Origin of the sequence: Streptomyces sp. V1I1, assembly GCF_030817355.1 — a bacterium.
GTDB lineage: Bacteria > Actinomycetota > Actinomycetes > Streptomycetales > Streptomycetaceae > Streptomyces.
Genome location: NZ_JAUSZH010000001.1, coordinates 6,156,700 through 6,172,530, shown reverse-complemented (window position 1 = coordinate 6,172,530; position 15,831 = coordinate 6,156,700). Strand labels below are relative to the sequence as shown.

15 protein-coding genes are annotated in these 15,831 nt (G+C 67.9%); 4 read left to right on the top strand and 11 right to left on the bottom strand.

The window, feature by feature from the left end:
* Window positions 1-11: 11 nt before the first annotated feature.
* The 5 genes from trpD to QFZ67_RS28890 all read right to left on the bottom strand — a co-directional run bounded on the left by trpD (window position 12) and on the right by QFZ67_RS28890 (window position 5,381).
* Window positions 12-1,076 carry an anthranilate phosphoribosyltransferase gene (gene trpD, locus QFZ67_RS28910; protein ID WP_307663981.1) on the bottom strand — a complete coding sequence of 355 codons (1,065 nt, stop codon included), beginning with the start codon at window positions 1,074-1,076 and terminating at the stop codon, window positions 12-14.
* Window positions 1,077-1,201: 125 nt separating this feature from the next.
* Window positions 1,202-2,827, bottom strand: a complete 1,626-nt coding sequence (locus QFZ67_RS28905) for a cytochrome bc complex cytochrome b subunit (protein WP_307663980.1) — start codon at window positions 2,825-2,827, stop codon at window positions 1,202-1,204.
* The gene (locus QFZ67_RS28900) at window positions 2,824-3,876 is read right to left on the bottom strand and encodes a ubiquinol-cytochrome c reductase iron-sulfur subunit (RefSeq protein ID WP_307663979.1); all 1,053 of its coding nucleotides are present in this window, start codon (window positions 3,874-3,876) and stop codon (window positions 2,824-2,826) included. Before QFZ67_RS28900 ends, QFZ67_RS28905 begins: the two co-directional genes overlap by 4 nt.
* Window positions 3,873-4,682, bottom strand: a complete 810-nt coding sequence (locus tag QFZ67_RS28895) for a c-type cytochrome (protein WP_307663978.1) — start codon at window positions 4,680-4,682, stop codon at window positions 3,873-3,875. Before QFZ67_RS28895 ends, QFZ67_RS28900 begins: the two co-directional genes overlap by 4 nt.
* Window positions 4,683-4,760: 78 nt before the next feature.
* A complete protein-coding gene (locus QFZ67_RS28890) occupies window positions 4,761-5,381 on the bottom strand; it encodes a heme-copper oxidase subunit III (RefSeq protein ID WP_307663977.1) in 621 nt (206 codons plus the stop codon).
* Between the two features lie 168 nt (window positions 5,382-5,549).
* On the opposite strand from QFZ67_RS28890, the gene QFZ67_RS28885 reads away from it, so the two are divergent.
* Entirely contained in the window at window positions 5,550-5,951 is a 402-nt protein-coding gene (locus QFZ67_RS28885) for a hypothetical protein (protein WP_307663976.1), read from the top strand.
* A gap of 104 nt (window positions 5,952-6,055) precedes the next feature.
* Here the strand turns inward: QFZ67_RS28885 and QFZ67_RS28880 are convergent, their stop codons facing one another.
* The 4 genes from QFZ67_RS28880 to coxB form a co-directional block, all read right to left on the bottom strand.
* The gene (locus QFZ67_RS28880) at window positions 6,056-7,309 is read right to left on the bottom strand and encodes an Ig-like domain-containing protein (protein WP_307663975.1); all 1,254 of its coding nucleotides are present in this window, start codon (window positions 7,307-7,309) and stop codon (window positions 6,056-6,058) included.
* Between the two features lie 119 nt (window positions 7,310-7,428).
* Entirely contained in the window at window positions 7,429-7,827 is a 399-nt protein-coding gene (locus QFZ67_RS28875) for a cytochrome c oxidase subunit 4 (protein ID WP_307663974.1), read from the bottom strand.
* Entirely contained in the window at window positions 7,824-9,560 is a 1,737-nt protein-coding gene (ctaD, locus tag QFZ67_RS28870) for a cytochrome c oxidase subunit I (protein ID WP_307663973.1), read from the bottom strand. The genes QFZ67_RS28875 and ctaD overlap by 4 nt, the downstream gene beginning before the upstream one ends.
* Window positions 9,557-10,516 carry a cytochrome c oxidase subunit II gene (gene coxB, locus QFZ67_RS28865; RefSeq protein WP_307663972.1) on the bottom strand — a complete coding sequence of 320 codons (960 nt, stop codon included), beginning with the start codon at window positions 10,514-10,516 and terminating at the stop codon, window positions 9,557-9,559. Before coxB ends, ctaD begins: the two co-directional genes overlap by 4 nt.
* Before the next feature lie 249 nt (window positions 10,517-10,765).
* On the opposite strand from coxB, the gene QFZ67_RS28860 reads away from it, so the two are divergent.
* The gene (locus tag QFZ67_RS28860; RefSeq protein ID WP_307663971.1) at window positions 10,766-12,160 is read left to right on the top strand and encodes a cysteine desulfurase/sulfurtransferase TusA family protein; all 1,395 of its coding nucleotides are present in this window, start codon (window positions 10,766-10,768) and stop codon (window positions 12,158-12,160) included.
* 162 nt (window positions 12,161-12,322) lie between these two features.
* Here the strand turns inward: QFZ67_RS28860 and QFZ67_RS28855 are convergent, their stop codons facing one another.
* Entirely contained in the window at window positions 12,323-13,297 is a 975-nt protein-coding gene (locus QFZ67_RS28855; protein WP_307663970.1) for a carbohydrate kinase family protein, read from the bottom strand.
* 131 nt (window positions 13,298-13,428) lie between these two features.
* Here QFZ67_RS28855 and QFZ67_RS28850 point away from each other — a divergent pair, with 131 nt between their 5' ends.
* Window positions 13,429-13,635 carry a hypothetical protein gene (locus QFZ67_RS28850; protein ID WP_307663969.1) on the top strand — a complete coding sequence of 69 codons (207 nt, stop codon included), beginning with the start codon at window positions 13,429-13,431 and terminating at the stop codon, window positions 13,633-13,635.
* 136 nt (window positions 13,636-13,771) lie between these two features.
* Window positions 13,772-15,244, top strand: a complete 1,473-nt coding sequence (locus tag QFZ67_RS28845) for a hypothetical protein (protein WP_307663968.1) — start codon at window positions 13,772-13,774, stop codon at window positions 15,242-15,244.
* A gap of 67 nt (window positions 15,245-15,311) precedes the next feature.
* Here the strand turns inward: QFZ67_RS28845 and QFZ67_RS28840 are convergent, their stop codons facing one another.
* Window positions 15,312-15,668 (bottom strand): iron-sulfur cluster assembly accessory protein, encoded by a 357-nt coding sequence (locus tag QFZ67_RS28840; RefSeq protein WP_101387995.1) that lies wholly within the window; start codon window positions 15,666-15,668, stop codon window positions 15,312-15,314.
* Between the last annotated feature and the right edge of the window lie 163 nt (window positions 15,669-15,831).

The window sequence follows — 15,831 nt, the reverse complement described above, 5'->3', positions numbered from 1 at the left end:
CCACCGCAGCCTCAGGCGTTACTCGCGGCCACCCACCGCTCGAGCACTGCTCTGGCCGCACCCGAGTCGATCGACTCGGCGGCCCTTTCGATGCCCGCCGCCAGCTGCTCGTTCAGCGTGCCGTGCGTCGGCTCCAGCGCGACGAGAGCCGCCGCCGAGTTGAGCAGCACCGCGTCCCGTACGGGCCCGGTCTCGCCGCCGAGCAGCCGACGCGCGACATCCGCGTTGAACGATGCGTCGGCGCCGCGCAGGGCCTCGACCGGCACGAGGCTGATGCCGATGTCCCGCGGGTCGAAGGCCTCCTCGCGCACCGCCCCGTCCCGTACCACCCACACCCGGGAGGTCGCCGTCGTGGTCAGCTCGTCGAGGCCGTCGTCGCCGCGGAAGACCAGCGCCGAGGAACCGCGCTCGGCCAGTACACCGGCCAGAATCGGCGCCATCCGCGCGTCCGCGACACCGGTGGCCTGCGCCTTCACCTTCGCCGGGTTGGTGAGCGGGCCGAGGAAGTTGAAAGTGGTGCGGATGCCCAGCTCCTTACGGGCGGCCGCCACATGCCGCAGGGCCGGGTGGAACTTCACCGCGAAGCAGAAGGTGATGCCCGCCTCTTCCGCGACCTGGGCGACCCGCTGCGGGGTGAGCTCGAGATTGACGCCGAGCTTCTCCAGTACGTCGGACGCACCGCTCGCCGACGACGCGGCGCGGTTGCCGTGCTTGACGACCTTCGCACCCGTCCCCGCGACCACGATCGCGGACATCGTGGAGATGTTCACGGTCTTGGCACCGTCGCCGCCGGTCCCGACGATGTCGACGCTCGGCCCGGGCACCTCGATCAGGTTCGCGTGCGCGTACATGGTCCGTACGAGACCGGAGATCTCCTCGACGGTCTCGCCCTTGGCGCGCAGGGCCACCGCGAAGCCTGCGATCTGCGCGTTCGTCGCCTCGCCGCTGAGGATGCGGTCCATGGCCCACGCGGTGGCCTCCGCGCTCTGGTCGCGGTTGTCGAGGAGAGCGTTCAGCACCTGGGGCCAGGAGAGGTCCGCCACGCTGTCGCCGCCGACCGGGGTCACAACGTTCATGGTCCACTCCTGGGTCCACAGCCGAATAGGGATGGGTCCACCCTATCCAGCCCAGCAGACAGCGAAGAGCCCCGTCCGACGAATGGACGGGGCTCCAGCTGCGGCGACCTCGCGGTCGGGTGGGATCAGTGGTGGCCGTGGCCGCTCGTGATCTCCTTGTACTCCTCGACCGTGGGCTTGGGGATCTGGCTGTCTCCCCCGTAGTAGCCCTTGCTGAGCTTGGCTCGCAGCTTCTCCGTGAGCTTCACCTTGCGCTCGACGCCGTTCTCGTCGACCGTCGGGCCGATCTCGGCCGGCTTGTACTGCTCGTGCGAGGTGAGCTTGTACAGCTCGCCCTGCGAGAGCGGCTCATGGATCTCGACGAACTCACCGTGCGGCAGGCGCTTGATGATGCCGGACTCGCGTCCGTGCAGCACCTTGTCCCGGTCGCGGCGCTGGAGACCGAGGCAGATCCGCTTGGTGATGATGAAGGCGATCACCGGGCCGACGAAGAAGGCGATCCGGGCGAACCAGGTGATGTGGTTGATCGACAGGTGGAAGAAGATGGCGACCATGTCGTTTCCACCGGCGATCAGCAGGATGACGTACCAGGTCAGCCAGGCCACACCGAAGGCCGTACGGGTCGGGGCGTTGCGCGGGCGGTCCAGGATGTGGTGCTCGCGCTTGTCCCCGGTGATCCAGGACTCGACGAAGGGGTAGACCGCGATCACCGCAAGGATCATCGGGAAGATCATCAGCGGGATGAACACGCCCAGAGCGAGGGTGTGGCCCGCGAAGTTGATCTCCCAGCCGGGCATGGCCCGGATCAGGCCCTCCGAGAAGCCCATGTACCAGTCCGGCTGAGCGCCGGTGGACACCTGGTCCGGACGGTAGGGGCCGAGAGCCCAGATCGGGTTGATCGAAGCGACCGCGGCGATGATCGAGATGATGCCGAAGACCAGGAAGAAGAAGCCTCCGGCCTTGGCCATGTAGACCGGCAGCAGCGGCATGCCGACGACGTTCTTGTTCGTACGTCCGGGGCCCGCGAACTGCGTGTGCTTGTGGTAAAAGACCAGGATCAGGTGGGCCACCAGCAGGCCCATCATGATGCCCGGCAGCAGCAGCACGTGGATCGAGTAGAACCGGCTCACGAAGTCCCCGCCGGGGAACTCCCCGCCGAAGAGGAAGAACGACAGGTACGTGCCGACGATCGGCATGGAGAGAATCGCGCCCTCCATGAACCGGACGCCCGTACCGGACAGCAGGTCGTCGGGGAGCGAGTAGCCGGTGAAGCCGGTGAACATGCCCAGGACCAGCAGCAGGAAGCCGAACAGCCAGTTGATCTCACGCGGCTTGCGGAAGGCGCCCGTGAAGAAGACGCGCATCATGTGCACGATCATGGCCGCGACGAAGATCAGCGCCGCCCAGTGGTGGATCTGCCGGATCAGCAGACCGCCGCGGACGTCGAAGCTGATGTCCAGCGTCGAGGCGTACGCCTCGGACATCCGGATGCCCTGCATGGGCACGTACGAGCCCTCGTACACGACCTCGTTCATGCTCGGGTGGAAGAACAGCGTCAGATACACACCCGTGAGGATGATGATGATGAAGCTGTAGAGGGCGATCTCACCCAGCATGAAGGACCAGTGGTCCGGGAAGATCTTCCGCATGTTGGCCTTGGCCAGGGAGTAGATCCCGAGCCGGCCGTCCGCCCAGTCGGCGACCCGCTCACCCGCGGGTGCCTTGCGGTTCGTCTCAGATGTAGTACTCATCCGCGCTCCCAGAAGGAAGGACCGACGGGCTCTTCGAAGTCGCCGAGCGCCTCAAGGTTGCCCTCGGCGTTCACGCCGATCCGCAGCTGCGGGAGGGCGTGACCGGCCGGGCCGAAGATGACGCGGGCGCCGTCGGAGAGGTCGAAGGTGGACTGGTGGCAGGGGCAGAGCACGTGGTGCGTCTGCTGCTCGTACAGGCTGATCGGGCAGCCGACGTGGGTGCAGATCTTCGAGTACGCCACGATGCCCTCGTGCGACCACTCGAGTTCGCGCTTGTCCTTGATGTCGTCCGGCTGGATTCGGACGATCATCAGGGCCGCCTTGGCGATTTCCTTCTGGAAGTCGTGGCTGTCCTCCTCCAGGCCCTCGGGCATGGCGAAGGTCAGCGAACCGACGACGATGTCCTCGGGACGCAGCGGCTCATTCGTGTTCATGTTGATGAGTTGCTTGCCCTTGGCCCACAGGGTGGACCGCAGCTTCTTCTCGGGCAGCGGGCCCAGGTCGCGCAGCAGCACCACACCGGAGAGCGGCACCAGCGCCAGCGCGCCGAACATCGTGGTGCGGATCAGCTTGCGCCGGCCGAAGCCGGACTCCTCGGCGCCCGCCGCGAAGTCGGCCATGACCTTGGCCCTGACCTCGGGCTCGGCCGCGATGGGGTGCCGCTCGTCGGCGACCTCCACATCGGACATCAGGGTGCGGGCCCAGTGGACCGCGCCCGCGCCGATACAGAAGAGCGCGACGCCGAGCGTGGTGCCCAGCGCGAAGTTGAGCGCGCTCACATGGCCGATCGGCCAGATGAACACGATCTTGTCGACCGGGAAGATGACGTACGAGGCGATGAAGGCGACGGTGGCCAGCATCGACAGCGTGAACAGGAAGGCGACCGCGCGCTCGGAGCGCTTGGCGGCCCGCTCGTCGATGTCCTGGATGCGCGGCTTGTGGGGCGGCAGCCCCGGGTCCGCGAACGGCTCGTCGGCGACCTTTACCGCGCCGTGCGCGGTGTCCTGCTCAGCAGGCAGGTTCTCTTCTGGAATCTCTTGGCTACTCATGACTTCTTGGCCTTAGCGGTGTGGGCCGCGACCCAGACGGCAACTGCGATCAGTGCACCCAGCCCGAAGACCCAGCCGAAAAGACCCTCGCTGACGGGGCCGAGGCCACCCAGCTTGAGGCCGCCGGGGCTCTCGGCCTCTCCACTGTTCACGGTGTGGAGGTACGCGATGACGTCCCGCTTCTGCTGCTCCGGCAGGATCGTGTCGGGGAAGGAGGGCATGTTCTGCGGGCCGGTCTGCATGGCCTCGTAGACATGCTTGGGGTCCACGTCCTCGAGGTTCGGGGCGTACTTGCCGTCCGTCAGGGCACCGCCCTCACCGGTGAAGTTGTGGCACTGGGCGCAGTTGGTGCGGAACAGGTCGCCACCCTTGGCGATGTCCGCACCCTCGGGGCTGTACTGCTTCTCGGTCGGCGTGATCGGACCGGCGCCGAGGGAGGCGACGTACGCCGCGAGCTGGTCGATCTCGCTCTGCGAGTAGATGACCTTCTTCTTCGGCACCTGTGCGCCGGGCTGCTGGGCCGGCATCCGGCCCGTGCCGACCTGGAAGTCGACGGCGGCGGAGCCGACGCCGACCAGGCTCGGGCCGTCAGAGGTGCCCCGACCGCCGGTTCCGTGGCAGCTGGCGCAGCCGACGGTGTAGAGCTTCTTGCCCTCCTTGATGGCGAGTGACTGGGCGGTTTCATCGGCCTGCGCCTTGTCCGCGGGTGCGAACGCGGCGTACAGCCCCCCAGTAGCCGCCAGCGCGAGGAGTAGGACGACGACCGCCGCCAGCGGATGGCGTCGTCGTGCGGAGAGCTTTTTCACGGATTACCCCGGTGTCAGGATCTTCTGCGTCGATGCTTCTGGACTGTGTCTGCTTCGGACAGCGAGCTGCCCACGCCACTACTTGATCATGTAGATCGTGGCGAAGAGGCCGATCCAGACGACATCGACGAAGTGCCAGTAGTAGGACACGACGATGGCGGCGGTTGCCTGCTCGTGAGTGAATCTCCTGGCCGCGTAGGTCCTCCCGAGAACCAGCAGGAAGGCGATGAGTCCGCCCGTCACGTGCAGGCCGTGGAAACCGGTGGTCAGGTAGAACACCGAGCCGTACGGGTCGGACGAGAGCGAGAGGCCCGCGTCCTTGACCAGCTCGGTGTACTCGAAGACCTGGCCTCCGATGAAGATCGCACCCATCACGAAGGTGATCACGAACCAGGTGCGGAGCTTCTTCACATCGCCCCGCTCAGCGGCGAAGACGCCGAGCTGGCAGGTGAGGGAGGAGAGCACCAGGATCGTGGTGTTCGTCGCCGAGAACGGGAAGTTCAGGTGATCCGCCTGCGTCTTCCAGAACTCGGCACCCGTCACCGATCGCAGGGTGAAGTACATCGCGAAGAGGGCCGCGAAGAACATCAGCTCGGAACTCAGCCAGATGATGGTTCCGACGCTGGTGAGGTTCGGCCGATTGACCGACGGGTGCGCGTGCCCGGTTTCTACTGTCGTTGCTGTCGCCACGACCGACATTATGTCGGTCGCTTATCCCGCCCTCACTCCGGGGGGTGCCGTTCGGTGTGTCAGTGGGCTTTGTCCAGCCCGAACGGCCCATCGAAGCACTGCCCGAACTGCTGTTGACAGGGAGTCGGACGGAGTAGCATCCGGCGCATCGGTTCCTGATCCAACGACGGAGGAACAATGCAGGCGACTGCCACGGTCCTGGTCTACAGCGACGACTCGGGCACCCGGGAGCAGGTCCGGTTGGCGGCGGGACGCAGGCCGGCGGCCGACGTACCGCCGGTGGAGTTCCTGGAGTGCGCGACCCTGCCCGCTGTCCTCAAGGCGCTGGACGAGGGGGGCGTCGACGTCTGCGTACTGGACGGCGAGACGGTTCCCGCGGGCGGCATGGGCGTATGCCGGCAGATCAAGGACGAGATCTTCAACTGCCCGCCGGTGCTGCTGCTGATCGGCCGCCCACAGGACGCCTGGCTGGCCACCTGGAGCCGTGCGGACGCCGCGGTGACCCTTCCGGTCGATCCGGTGGAGTTCGCGGACGCACTGGCCGCCCTGCTGCGCGGCCGGCTCGGCGTCGACGCGTAGGCCCGGGACCCGTCAGACCCGGGACCCGTCAGACCCGGGCCGGTCAGACCCGGGACCCGTCAGACCCGGGCCGGTCAGACCCGGGCCGGTCAGACCCGGGCCGGTCAGACCTGGGGACGCAGCCGCGCCGCCGCCGTGGGGTCGCTGCCGTCCCTGGTGTCGGCCACCAGGGCGCTGCCCTTGCGCCACTTGTCCCAGGCCAGGTTCCAGTCGCCGAAGCCGTTGCCGAAGGTGTCCATCTCGTTCCCGCGGCTGTTGATGACCTTGACGATGTCGCCCTCGCGGACGGTCTTGTAGAACCACGCGGCGTTGCCGGTCGACATTCCGGTGCAGCCGTGGCTGACGTTCGCGTACCCCTGTGAGCCGACGGACCAGGGCGCGGCGTGGACGTACTCCCCGCTCCAGGTGACGCGTGTCGCGTAGTAGACGGGCAGGTCGTACGATTCTGAACTGCCCTCGGCGATCCCGATGCTGGTACCGCGCATCCGTACGAAGTACTCCTTGCCGAGCACGACCTTGATTCCGTTACGGGTGGAGAAGCCGGGCTTGCCCGTGGTCACCGGAATGGTATTGATCACTTCTCCGTTGCGCATGACCGTCATGTTGTGCGCTCCGGCGTCGGTTACGGCCTCTATTCGGTCCCCGATGGTGAGCGCCAGCGGCTCCGAGGCGGTGCCGTAGATCTTGTCGGAGACCTTTACGCCCTGGAGGTTGCTGGTGGCGCTGACGGTCGCGCCGGTGGGCCAGTACTCCTTCGGGCGGAAGTGCAGCTTCTTGTCGTCGACCCAGTACCAGGAGCCCTCCACGGACGGCTCGGACTGGACCCTCAGGGCACTTTCGACCACGGCCCTGGCCTCCTTGGCCTTGACCGGAGCGCTGAGCTCCGCGGTTATGGGCTGGCCGACGCCGTACGTGCCCGCCTTCGGGCCGAACTTGACCGTCAGCAGCCGCTTGGCGGGGGATGTCTCGAAGGTGAGCGTGCGGGCGCCCGGGGCGCCGTCCTCGTCCTCCGTGGATACCTTCACGGTGTACTTGACGCCGGCCGACAGCGGCGCGGTGGAGCGCCAGCGGGCGCCGTCCGCGGAGAGTTCGCCCGCCAGGTGGTGGTCCGAGTCGTCGGTGACCGTCACATCGGTGATCCGGCCGTTGCCGCCGTTGGTGGTGACCTCCAGGGGCTTGTCAGGGTCCACCTTGACCCTGCCCTTGGGCGTGTTGAAGGAGACCTGCTCCGCCGCGTCGAAGGGCTTCGCAGCGAGCGGGTGGCTGTCGGCGTCGCCGCACGCGGCCACTGCCGCCCCGAAGGACACGACCAGCAGGGTGCAGCTGAGAACGGTGCGGAAGCGCGGCGTTTGGTTCATAAGCACACGTTATGAAGACAGGTCTGCAACGGCGCGCCGGGTGACTCCAAACGAGGGGCCCGGATCCCCCTCAGGAGTGAGGGGGATCCGGGCCCGGCCCGTGTGTTGCTGACGCGGTGTTACTGGTTCTGGCTCTCACCGCGGTAGTACTCGAACACCCAGCCCCAGAGACCGACCAGGATGACCGGGGCCGAGAAGTACAGCAGCCACCAGCCGAAGACGACGCCCAGGAAAGCCAGGGCACCTCCGACGGCAAGGGAGAGCGGCTGCCAGCTGTGCGGGGAGAAGAACCCCACCTCGCCGGCCTCGTCCGCCACGTCGGCGTCCTTGTTGTCCTGCGCCATGGAGTCGACCCGCCGGGCCGTGAAGGCCAGGTAGTAGCCGATCATGATGCTCAGGCCGAAGCCCAGGAAGAGCGCGGTGGTACCGGCCGGCTCCTTCGACCACACGCCATACAGGATGGCCATGGCGAGGATGAAGACGCTCAGCCAGAGGAACATCTTGCCCTGGATCCTCACTTGCCTGCCTCCTTCTCACCGGCGATGACGCTGGCGCCGTGGCCGGCGTGCTCGAGCTGGTCGAGCGCCGCGATCTCCGGGTGGTGCAGGTCGAACGCCGGGGATTCGCTGCGAATCCGCGGCAGGGTGAGGAAGTTGTGCCGCGGCGGCGGGCACGATGTCGCCCATTCGAGCGAACGGCCGTAGCCCCACGGGTCGTCGACCTCGATCTTCTTGCCGTACTTGGCGGTCTTCCAGACGTTGTAGAAGAACGGCAGGACCGACAGACCGAGCAGGAACGAGCTGATCGTGGAGATGGTGTTCAGCGCGGTGAAGCCGTCGGCGGCGAGGTAGTCCGCGTAACGACGCGGCATGCCCTCGGCGCCCAGCCAGTGCTGCACCAGGAACGTGCCGTGGAAGCCGATGAACAGCGTCCAGAAGGTGATCTTGCCGAGCCGCTCGTCCAGCATCTTGCCCGTGAACTTCGGCCACCAGAAGTGGAAGCCGGCGAACATCGCGAAGACCACGGTGCCGAAGACGACGTAGTGGAAGTGCGCGACGACGAAGTACGAGTCGGAGACGTGGAAGTCCATCGGGGGCGAGGCCAGGATGACGCCGGTCAGTCCACCGAAGGTGAAGGTGACCAGGAAGCCGATCGTCCAGAGCATCGGTGTCTCGAAGGACAGTGAGCCCTTCCACATGGTGCCGATCCAGTTGAAGAACTTCACACCGGTCGGTACCGCGATCAGGAAGGTCATGAAGGAGAAGAACGGCAAGAGCACGCCGCCTGTGACGTACATGTGGTGCGCCCACACCGTCACGGACAGACCGGCGATCGCGATGGTCGCGCCCACCAGGCCGATGTAGCCGAACATCGGCTTGCGGCTGAAGACGGGGATCACTTCGGAGACGATCCCGAAGAACGGCAAGGCGATGATGTACACCTCTGGATGGCCGAAGAACCAGAAGAGGTGTTGCCAGAGCAACGAGCCGCCGTTGGCCGCGTCGAAGATATGGGCCCCGAACTTCCGGTCTGCCTCCAGCGCGAAGAGCGCGGCGGCCAGTACCGGGAAGGCGAGCAGGACCAGCACACCGGTCAGCAGCACGTTCCAGGTGAAGATCGGCATCCGGAACATCGTCATGCCGGGCGCGCGCATGCAGATGATCGTGGTGATGAAGTTGACCGAACCGAGGATCGTGCCGAAGCCGGAGAAGGCCAGACCCATGATCCACATATCGGCGCCGATGCCCGGCGAGCGGACCGCGTCCGACAGCGGGGAGTAGGCGAACCAGCCGAAGTCGGCCGCACCCTGCGGGGTGAGGAAGCCGGCCACCGCGATCAGCGAGCCGAAGAGGTACAGCCAGTACGCGAACATGTTCAGCCGCGGGAACGCCACATCGGGCGCGCCGATCTGCAGCGGCATGATCCAGTTCGCGAATCCGGCGAACAGCGGCGTCGCGAACATCAGCAGCATGATCGTGCCGTGCATCGTGAATGCCTGGTTGAACTGCTCGTTCGACATGATCTGCGTGCCGGGACGGGCCAGCTCGGCGCGCATGAAGAGCGCCATCAGGCCGCCGATGCAGAAGAAGGCGAACGACGTGACCAGGTAGAGCGTGCCGATCGTCTTGTGGTCGGTGGTGGTAAGCCACGTCACGACGACTTTGCCGGGCTGCTTGCGCCGTACCGGCAGCTCGTTCTCGTACGAGTCGTCAGCTGCGGCGGCACCCTGGGGTTCGTTGAGGATGCTCACAGTTGGTTCTTCTCCGCATTCCTGGCCGGGTCCGTCTGCTCAATGCCAGACGGGATGTAGCCGGTCTGCCCCTTCTCGGCCAGCTCCTTCAGGTGCTGCTGGTAGCGCTCCGGGGAGACCACCTTGACGTTGAAGAGCATCCGGGAGTGGTCGACGCCGCAGAGCTCGGCGCACTTGCCGAGGAAGGTGCCCTCCTGGTTCGGAGTCACCTCGAAGACGTTGGTGTGACCGGGGATGACGTCCTGCTTGAACAGGAAGGGGACCACCCAGAAGGAGTGAATGACGTCACGAGAGGTCAGGATGAACCGGACCTTCTCGCCCTTCGGCAGCCACAGGGTCGGGCCCGGGTTGCCGGTCTGGGGGTTCCGGGTGCCGGGGATGCCGGCGTCGTAGACGCCGCCCGCGTTCGCCGGGAAGTCCGCGCGGTACTTGTCCGGGACGGCCTTCAGTTCCTTGTTGGTCTTGGCGTCTCCCTCGGAGCCTTCCACGTTCTCGACGTAGTTGAAGCCCCAGCTCCACTGGTAGCCGACCACGTTGACCGTGTGGGCAGGCTTTTCGGAGAGGGAGAGGAGCTTCGACTCATCACGCGCGGTGAAGTAGAAGAGCACCGAAACGATGATGAGCGGAACGACCGTGTACAAGGCCTCGATGGGCATGTTGTACCGGGTCTGCGGAGGTACCTCCACCTTGGTGCGGCTGCGCCGGTGGAAGATGACACTCCAGATGATCAGACCCCACACCAGCACGCCCGTGACGAGCGCTGCCGCCCACGAGCCCTGCCAGAGGGAGAGGATCCGAGGGGCCTCTTCCGTTACCGGGGTGGGCATTCCAAGGCGGGGGAAGTCCTTGTATGTGCAACCAGAGGCGGTCGCCAGGACCACGCCCGCGGTCAGCACCTGGAGCAGCTTCCGCCGCATCGGGCGCCGCGACGAGCGGTCGGAGCCGTTGGGACTCACGTAGCGCCTTCCCGAGAGTCTCGGCCCGCGCGGCATGCCGCGGCCGTCTCACTGGTCGGTCGCCGGCCCTGACGCGGGCAGGGGTTTGGATGTTTATGCGGACCAAACCCTACTGGACGCTATTTGGGGTCGCGCGGGGAGGGTGCTTAACGCGCCGCCCGACACCCCGAAGGGGTGGAACGCCCCTGGAATCCCGGCCTCCGGCAGGCATCTGACGCCCCCTCCGCGTATGGGGGTTAGCGTGGCAGTGTGCCTTACTTCGACGTCGCGTCATCCGCTCCTCTGCACCCGGTTGCCCGGCAGGCCCTGCAGGCATCCCTGGACGAGGGCTGGGCCGACCCCGCCCGGCTCTACCGCGAGGGGCGGCGCGCCAGGCTGCTTCTGGACGCGGCGCGGGAGGCCGCGGCGGAGGCCGTGGGCTGCCGTCCGGACGAGCTCGTCTTCACTCCTTCGGGGACGCGCGCGGTTCACCTGGGAATTTCCGGCGCGCTCGCGGCCCGTCGGCGTGTCGGGCGCCACCTGGTCGTTTCCGCGGTCGAGCACTCCTCGGTACTCCATGCGGCGACCTCGTACGAGGGGGCGGACGGCGGGGCGGACTCCCGGTCGGTGACCGAGGTCCCGGTGGAGCGGTCCGGAGCGGTCTCCCCCGCCGCGTACGCCGCCGCCCTGCGGGAGGACACCGCGCTGGCCTGCCTGCAGTCGGCCAACCACGAGGTGGGGACGGAGCAGCCGGTGGCCGAGGTCGCCGAGGCATGCCGGGCGGCCGGGGTGCCGCTGCTGGTCGACGCGGCGCAGTCACTCGCGTGGGGGCCGGCGGCCGGGGCCTGGTCGCTGCTCGCGGGAAGCGCCCACAAGTGGGGCGGTCCGGCGGGGGTCGGGCTGCTCGCCGTACGCAAGGGTGTCCGGTTCGCACCCCAAGGCCCCGCCGACGAGCGGGAGTCGGGGCGGTCGGCCGGCTTCGAGAACATCCCGGGGATCGTGGCCGCGGCGGCCTCGCTGCGGGCGGTGCGGGCCGAGGCTGCGGACGAGGCGGTACGGCTGCGGGCCCTGGTGGACCGGATCCGCGCGCGGGTCCCGGAGCTGGTCCCGGATGTGGAGGTGGTGGGCGATCCGGTGCGCCGGCTCCCCCATCTCGTCACCTTCTCCTGTCTCTATGTCGACGGAGAGACTCTGCTGCACGAGCTGGACCGGGCCGGGTTCTCCGTATCGTCGGGCTCCTCCTGCACGAGCAGCACGCTTACGCCGAGCCATGTGCTGCGGGCGATGGGCGTGCTCTCGGAGGGAAATGTCCGCGTCTCACTCCCCCTCGGCACGCCGGAGGAGGACGTGGACCGCTTTCTGGAGGTCCTGCCGGGGGTGGTGGCGGAAGTACGGGAGCGGCTCGGCGCGCCGGTGACGCCTTCGGCGGCGGGCACGGCGGGATCCCTGGTCGTCGACGCCCGGGGCAAGCGCTGCCCGATTCCGGTGATCGAGCTGGCGAAGGTGATCGGTGACGTGCCGGTCGGCGAGACGGTGACGGTCCTGTCGGACGACGAGGCGGCGCGGCTGGACATCCCGGCGTGGTGCGAGATGCGGGGGCAGGAGTACGTGGGGGAGGAGCCGGCGGAGCGGGGTTCGGCGTACGTGGTGCGGCGGCTGGCGTGATGCGCGGGGCCCGACGGGGGGCCTCAATCGCCGGACGGGCTGAAATTCAGCCCCTCCGGCGATTGAGGTGGGGGTCCCCCACGCCCGCTAGGGCGTAGGGGGTGGGGGCACCTCCCATGTCCGAAGGGCTATGGGGGAGGGTCCGGGGCGGAGCCCCGGCGGCTAGCTCAGGTGGGCCTGGACCTCCGCCGCCGCCTCATGGCCGTACGCCTTGGTGAAGCGGTCCATGAAGTGAGCCCGCCGCAGCGTGTACTCCTGCGTGCCGAGCGTCTCGATGACCAGCGTCGCCAGCATGCAGCCGACCTGCGCCGCGCGCTCCAGGCTCACACCCCAGGACAGGCCGGAGAGGAAGCCCGCCCGGAACGCGTCGCCGACGCCGGTCGGGTCGACCTTCGCGTCCTCCTCCGGGCAGCCGACCTCGATCGGCTCCTCGCCCGTCTGCTCGATGCGGACGCCGTTCGAGCCGAGTGTGGTGACCCGGTGGCCGACCCTGTCCAGGATCTCTGCGTCGCTCCAGCCGGTCTTGGACTCGATGAGCCCCTTCTCGTACTCGTTGGAGAAGAGGTACGTGGCGCCGTCGAGGAGGGTGCGGATGTCGTCGCCGCTCATCCGCGCGATCTGCTGGGAGAAGTCCGCGGCGAACGGGATCGAGCGGGTCTTGCACTCCTCGGTGTGGCGGAGCATCGCCTCGGGGTCGTCCGCGCCGATCAGCACAAGGTCGAGGCCGCCGACCCGGTCGGCGACGGACTTGAGCTCGATCTGGCGCGCCTCGCTCATCGCGCCGGTGTAGAAGGAGCCGATCTGGTTGTGGTCGGAGTCCGTGGTGCAGACGAAGCGTGCGGTGTGCAGGACCTCCGAGATACGGACGGAGTCGGTGTCCACGCCGTGGCGGTCGAGCCAGGCGCGGTACTCGTCGAAGTCGGACCCGGCGGCGCCGACCAGAATCGGCCCGGTGCCGAGCTGGCCCATGCCGAAGCAGATGTTGGCGCCGACTCCGCCCCTGCGCACATCGAGGTTGTCGACGAGGAAGGAGAGGGAGACCGTGTGCAGCTGCTCCGCGACGAACTGGTCGGCGAAGCGGCCGGGGAAGGTCATGAGGTGGTCGGTGGCGATTGAGCCGGTGACTGCGATTCGCACGGCTGGGACGCTCCTGAGAAGTGGGGGCGTTGACAGTTAACGCTACCGGGTCCGAGCACCCTGGCTGCAGTGCGGAAACTACCCGATAGTAGGCCTTTTTTCCGGGACTCCCTGGTGCGTACGGTGCGGATATGACGAAGCCCATCGCCCCGCGCGAGTCGCGGGAGTCCGAGATCAGCCTGGACCTGCTGCGCGGCGACTGCGCGCGAATGGCTCCGCACTGGGTGGTGCCCGCGGCCGCCGTGCCCGCGCCGGTGCCGCCGTCCCGTATCCACGGTGTCGTCGTGCCCGCCTCGTCCGCCCGGCTGATCGACGCGATGTCCGACTACGGCGACTGACGATCGACCACTGACGGCCGAAGGCCGTCAGTGGCTGAGGGTCGACGACTGAGGGCGCACAAGGGAACCGTGCGCTCCCCCGCTCCGTCCCATCCGTGCCCCCGTACAGCGGGGACACGAGACAAGGAGCGATGCGGTGAGCAGCACGGAGAACACGCACGACAGCCCCCGCCGCCGGCGTTCCCCGCTCGCCGTCGCCTCGGTGGCGGCGGCGGTGCTGGTCGCGGGTGGCGGCGGTGCGTACTTCGCCACATCCGGCTTCGGCGGCAGCGACGGCGGCACGAACGCCAAGAGCGGCGCGCAGCGCGACGCGAAGCCGCCGCTGCTTTCCCTGGACACCTCCACCGGCAGCCCCGGCATCGCACCCGGTGAGCCCGACCCCTCGGGTGGCGGGATCGTCTACCGGGCCGAGGGCAAGCTTCCGGACGGTCCCGACAAGGCAGCCGTCCACCGTACGAGGGGTGCTGTCACCGCAGCCGAGGTGAGGGCGCTGGCGAAGGCGCTCGGGGTGCCGGGCACACCGCGGCCGGCCGGCCCGGACTGGAAGATCGGGACGGACAAGGACGGCGCAGGCCCGCTGCTGCAGGTCAACAAGCAGGCGCCGGGCACCTGGACGTTCGCCAGGTTCGGGGCTTCGCCGGGCGGTGACAACTGCAAGAAGGTCGATGTCTGTCCGTCCCGTGCCGACATGGGGACGACGGGCGAGAGCACGGCCCGCACCGCGCCGGTGAGCGAGGCGGCCGCGAAGAAGGCCGCGGCCCCCGTACTGAACGCACTCGGGCAGAGCGACGCCGAGCTGGACGCCCGCCAACTGATGGGCGCGGTACGGGTGGTGAACGCCGACCCGGTTGTCGGCGGGCTGCCGACGTACGGCTGGTCGACCGGGATCCAGGTCGGCGCGGACGGTCAAGTGGTCGGTGGCAGCGGGCAGTTGAAGAAGCCCGTGAAGAGCGACGAGTATCCGGTGCTCTCTGCGGAGGAGACGCTGAAGCAGCTGAACAAGGCCGGCCGGGACAGCGGCACGATCGGGATCGGCGGCTGCGCCACGCCGGTGCCGCTGGAGGGCGACCAGAAGCCCGAGGCGCCGTGCGAGCCCAAGGGTAAGCCGGCCGGCCCCGAGCGGCTGACTGTCAGCAAGGCGGTTTTCGGGCTGGCCGCGCAGTACGTGGACGGGCAGCAGGCGCTCGTACCGTCGTGGCTTTTCGAGGTGAAGCCCAATGGCGGCGCCCAGCCGTTCACGGTCACGCAGCCCGCGGTGGACCCGAAGTATCTGAAGGGGGCCACGCCGCAGAAGGACATCAAGCCGACCGAGCCGCCGCAGGATCCCGTGGCGCCGTCCGAGAGGCGTGTCCTGTCGTACAGCGTGGACGGGCGGGACGGACGGACGCTGAGCCTGACGTTCTGGGGCGGGGTGTGCAGCGACTACGCGGCGAAGGCGAGCGAGAGCGGGAGTCAGGTGAAGGTGACGATCACCGAGTCGAACCCGGATCCGAAGCGCGTCTGCATCATGATCGCCAAGGAGCTGACGGAGAAGGTGACGCTGGACAAGCCGCTGGGCGACCGGAAGGTCGTGGACGCGGCGACGGGTGAGGCTGTCCCGCTGAAGTAGCGCCTGGGTCATGACGAAGGCGGCGGCCCTGATTTTCAGGGGCCGCCGCCTTCGTGCGTGCGCAGCTTTAGCTGAAGGAGTCGCCGCAGGCGCAGGACCCGGTCGCATTCGGGTTGTCGATCGTGAAGCCCTGCTTCTCGATCGTGTCCACGAAGTCGATGGACGCGCCACCGAGGTACGGGGCGCTCATCCGGTCGGTGACGACCTTGACGCCTCCGAAGTCCTTGACGACATCGCCGTCGAGCGAACGCTCGTCGAAGAACAGCTGGTAACGCAGGCCGGAGCAGCCGCCGGGCTGAACGGCGACACGCAGCGCAAGGTCCTCCCGGCCTTCCTGGTCCAGCAGGGCCTTCACCTTGGCAGCGGCGGCGTCGGACAGGAGGATGCCGTCGCTCACGGTGGTGGTCTCGTCCGATACGGACATCTGCTTCTCTCCCGGGTTGTACGGAGACTGCTTGCCGACGTTTGCAACCGGCGTGGCCGCGGATTCATTCCGGACCGAGGGCATGTTGTTCCCTTTCATGCTCGCACACCGGATCGCGAAGGGACACTGACCTGTGGACGGGGGGTGCGTCACATCGACGCTA

Bases quoted from the DNA above. Each gene is read 5' to 3' on its own strand.
- trpD (WP_307663981.1), bottom strand. From the start codon at position 1,076: ATGAACGTTGTGACCCCGGTCGGCGGCGACAGCGTGGCGGACCTCTCC.
- QFZ67_RS28850 (WP_307663969.1), top strand. From the start codon at position 13,429: ATGACGAAGCCCATCGCCCCGCGCGAGTCGCGGGAGTCCGAGATCAGC.
- QFZ67_RS28905 (WP_307663980.1), bottom strand. From the start codon at position 2,827: ATGAGTACTACATCTGAGACGAACCGCAAGGCACCCGCGGGTGAGCGG.
- QFZ67_RS28890 (WP_307663977.1), bottom strand. From the start codon at position 5,381: ATGTCGGTCGTGGCGACAGCAACGACAGTAGAAACCGGGCACGCGCAC.
- QFZ67_RS28840 (WP_101387995.1), bottom strand. From the start codon at position 15,668: ATGTCCGTATCGGACGAGACCACCACCGTGAGCGACGGCATCCTCCTG.
- QFZ67_RS28885 (WP_307663976.1), top strand. From the start codon at position 5,550: ATGCAGGCGACTGCCACGGTCCTGGTCTACAGCGACGACTCGGGCACC.
- QFZ67_RS28880 (WP_307663975.1), bottom strand. From the start codon at position 7,309: ATGAACCAAACGCCGCGCTTCCGCACCGTTCTCAGCTGCACCCTGCTG.
- QFZ67_RS28900 (WP_307663979.1), bottom strand. From the start codon at position 3,876: ATGAGTAGCCAAGAGATTCCAGAAGAGAACCTGCCTGCTGAGCAGGAC.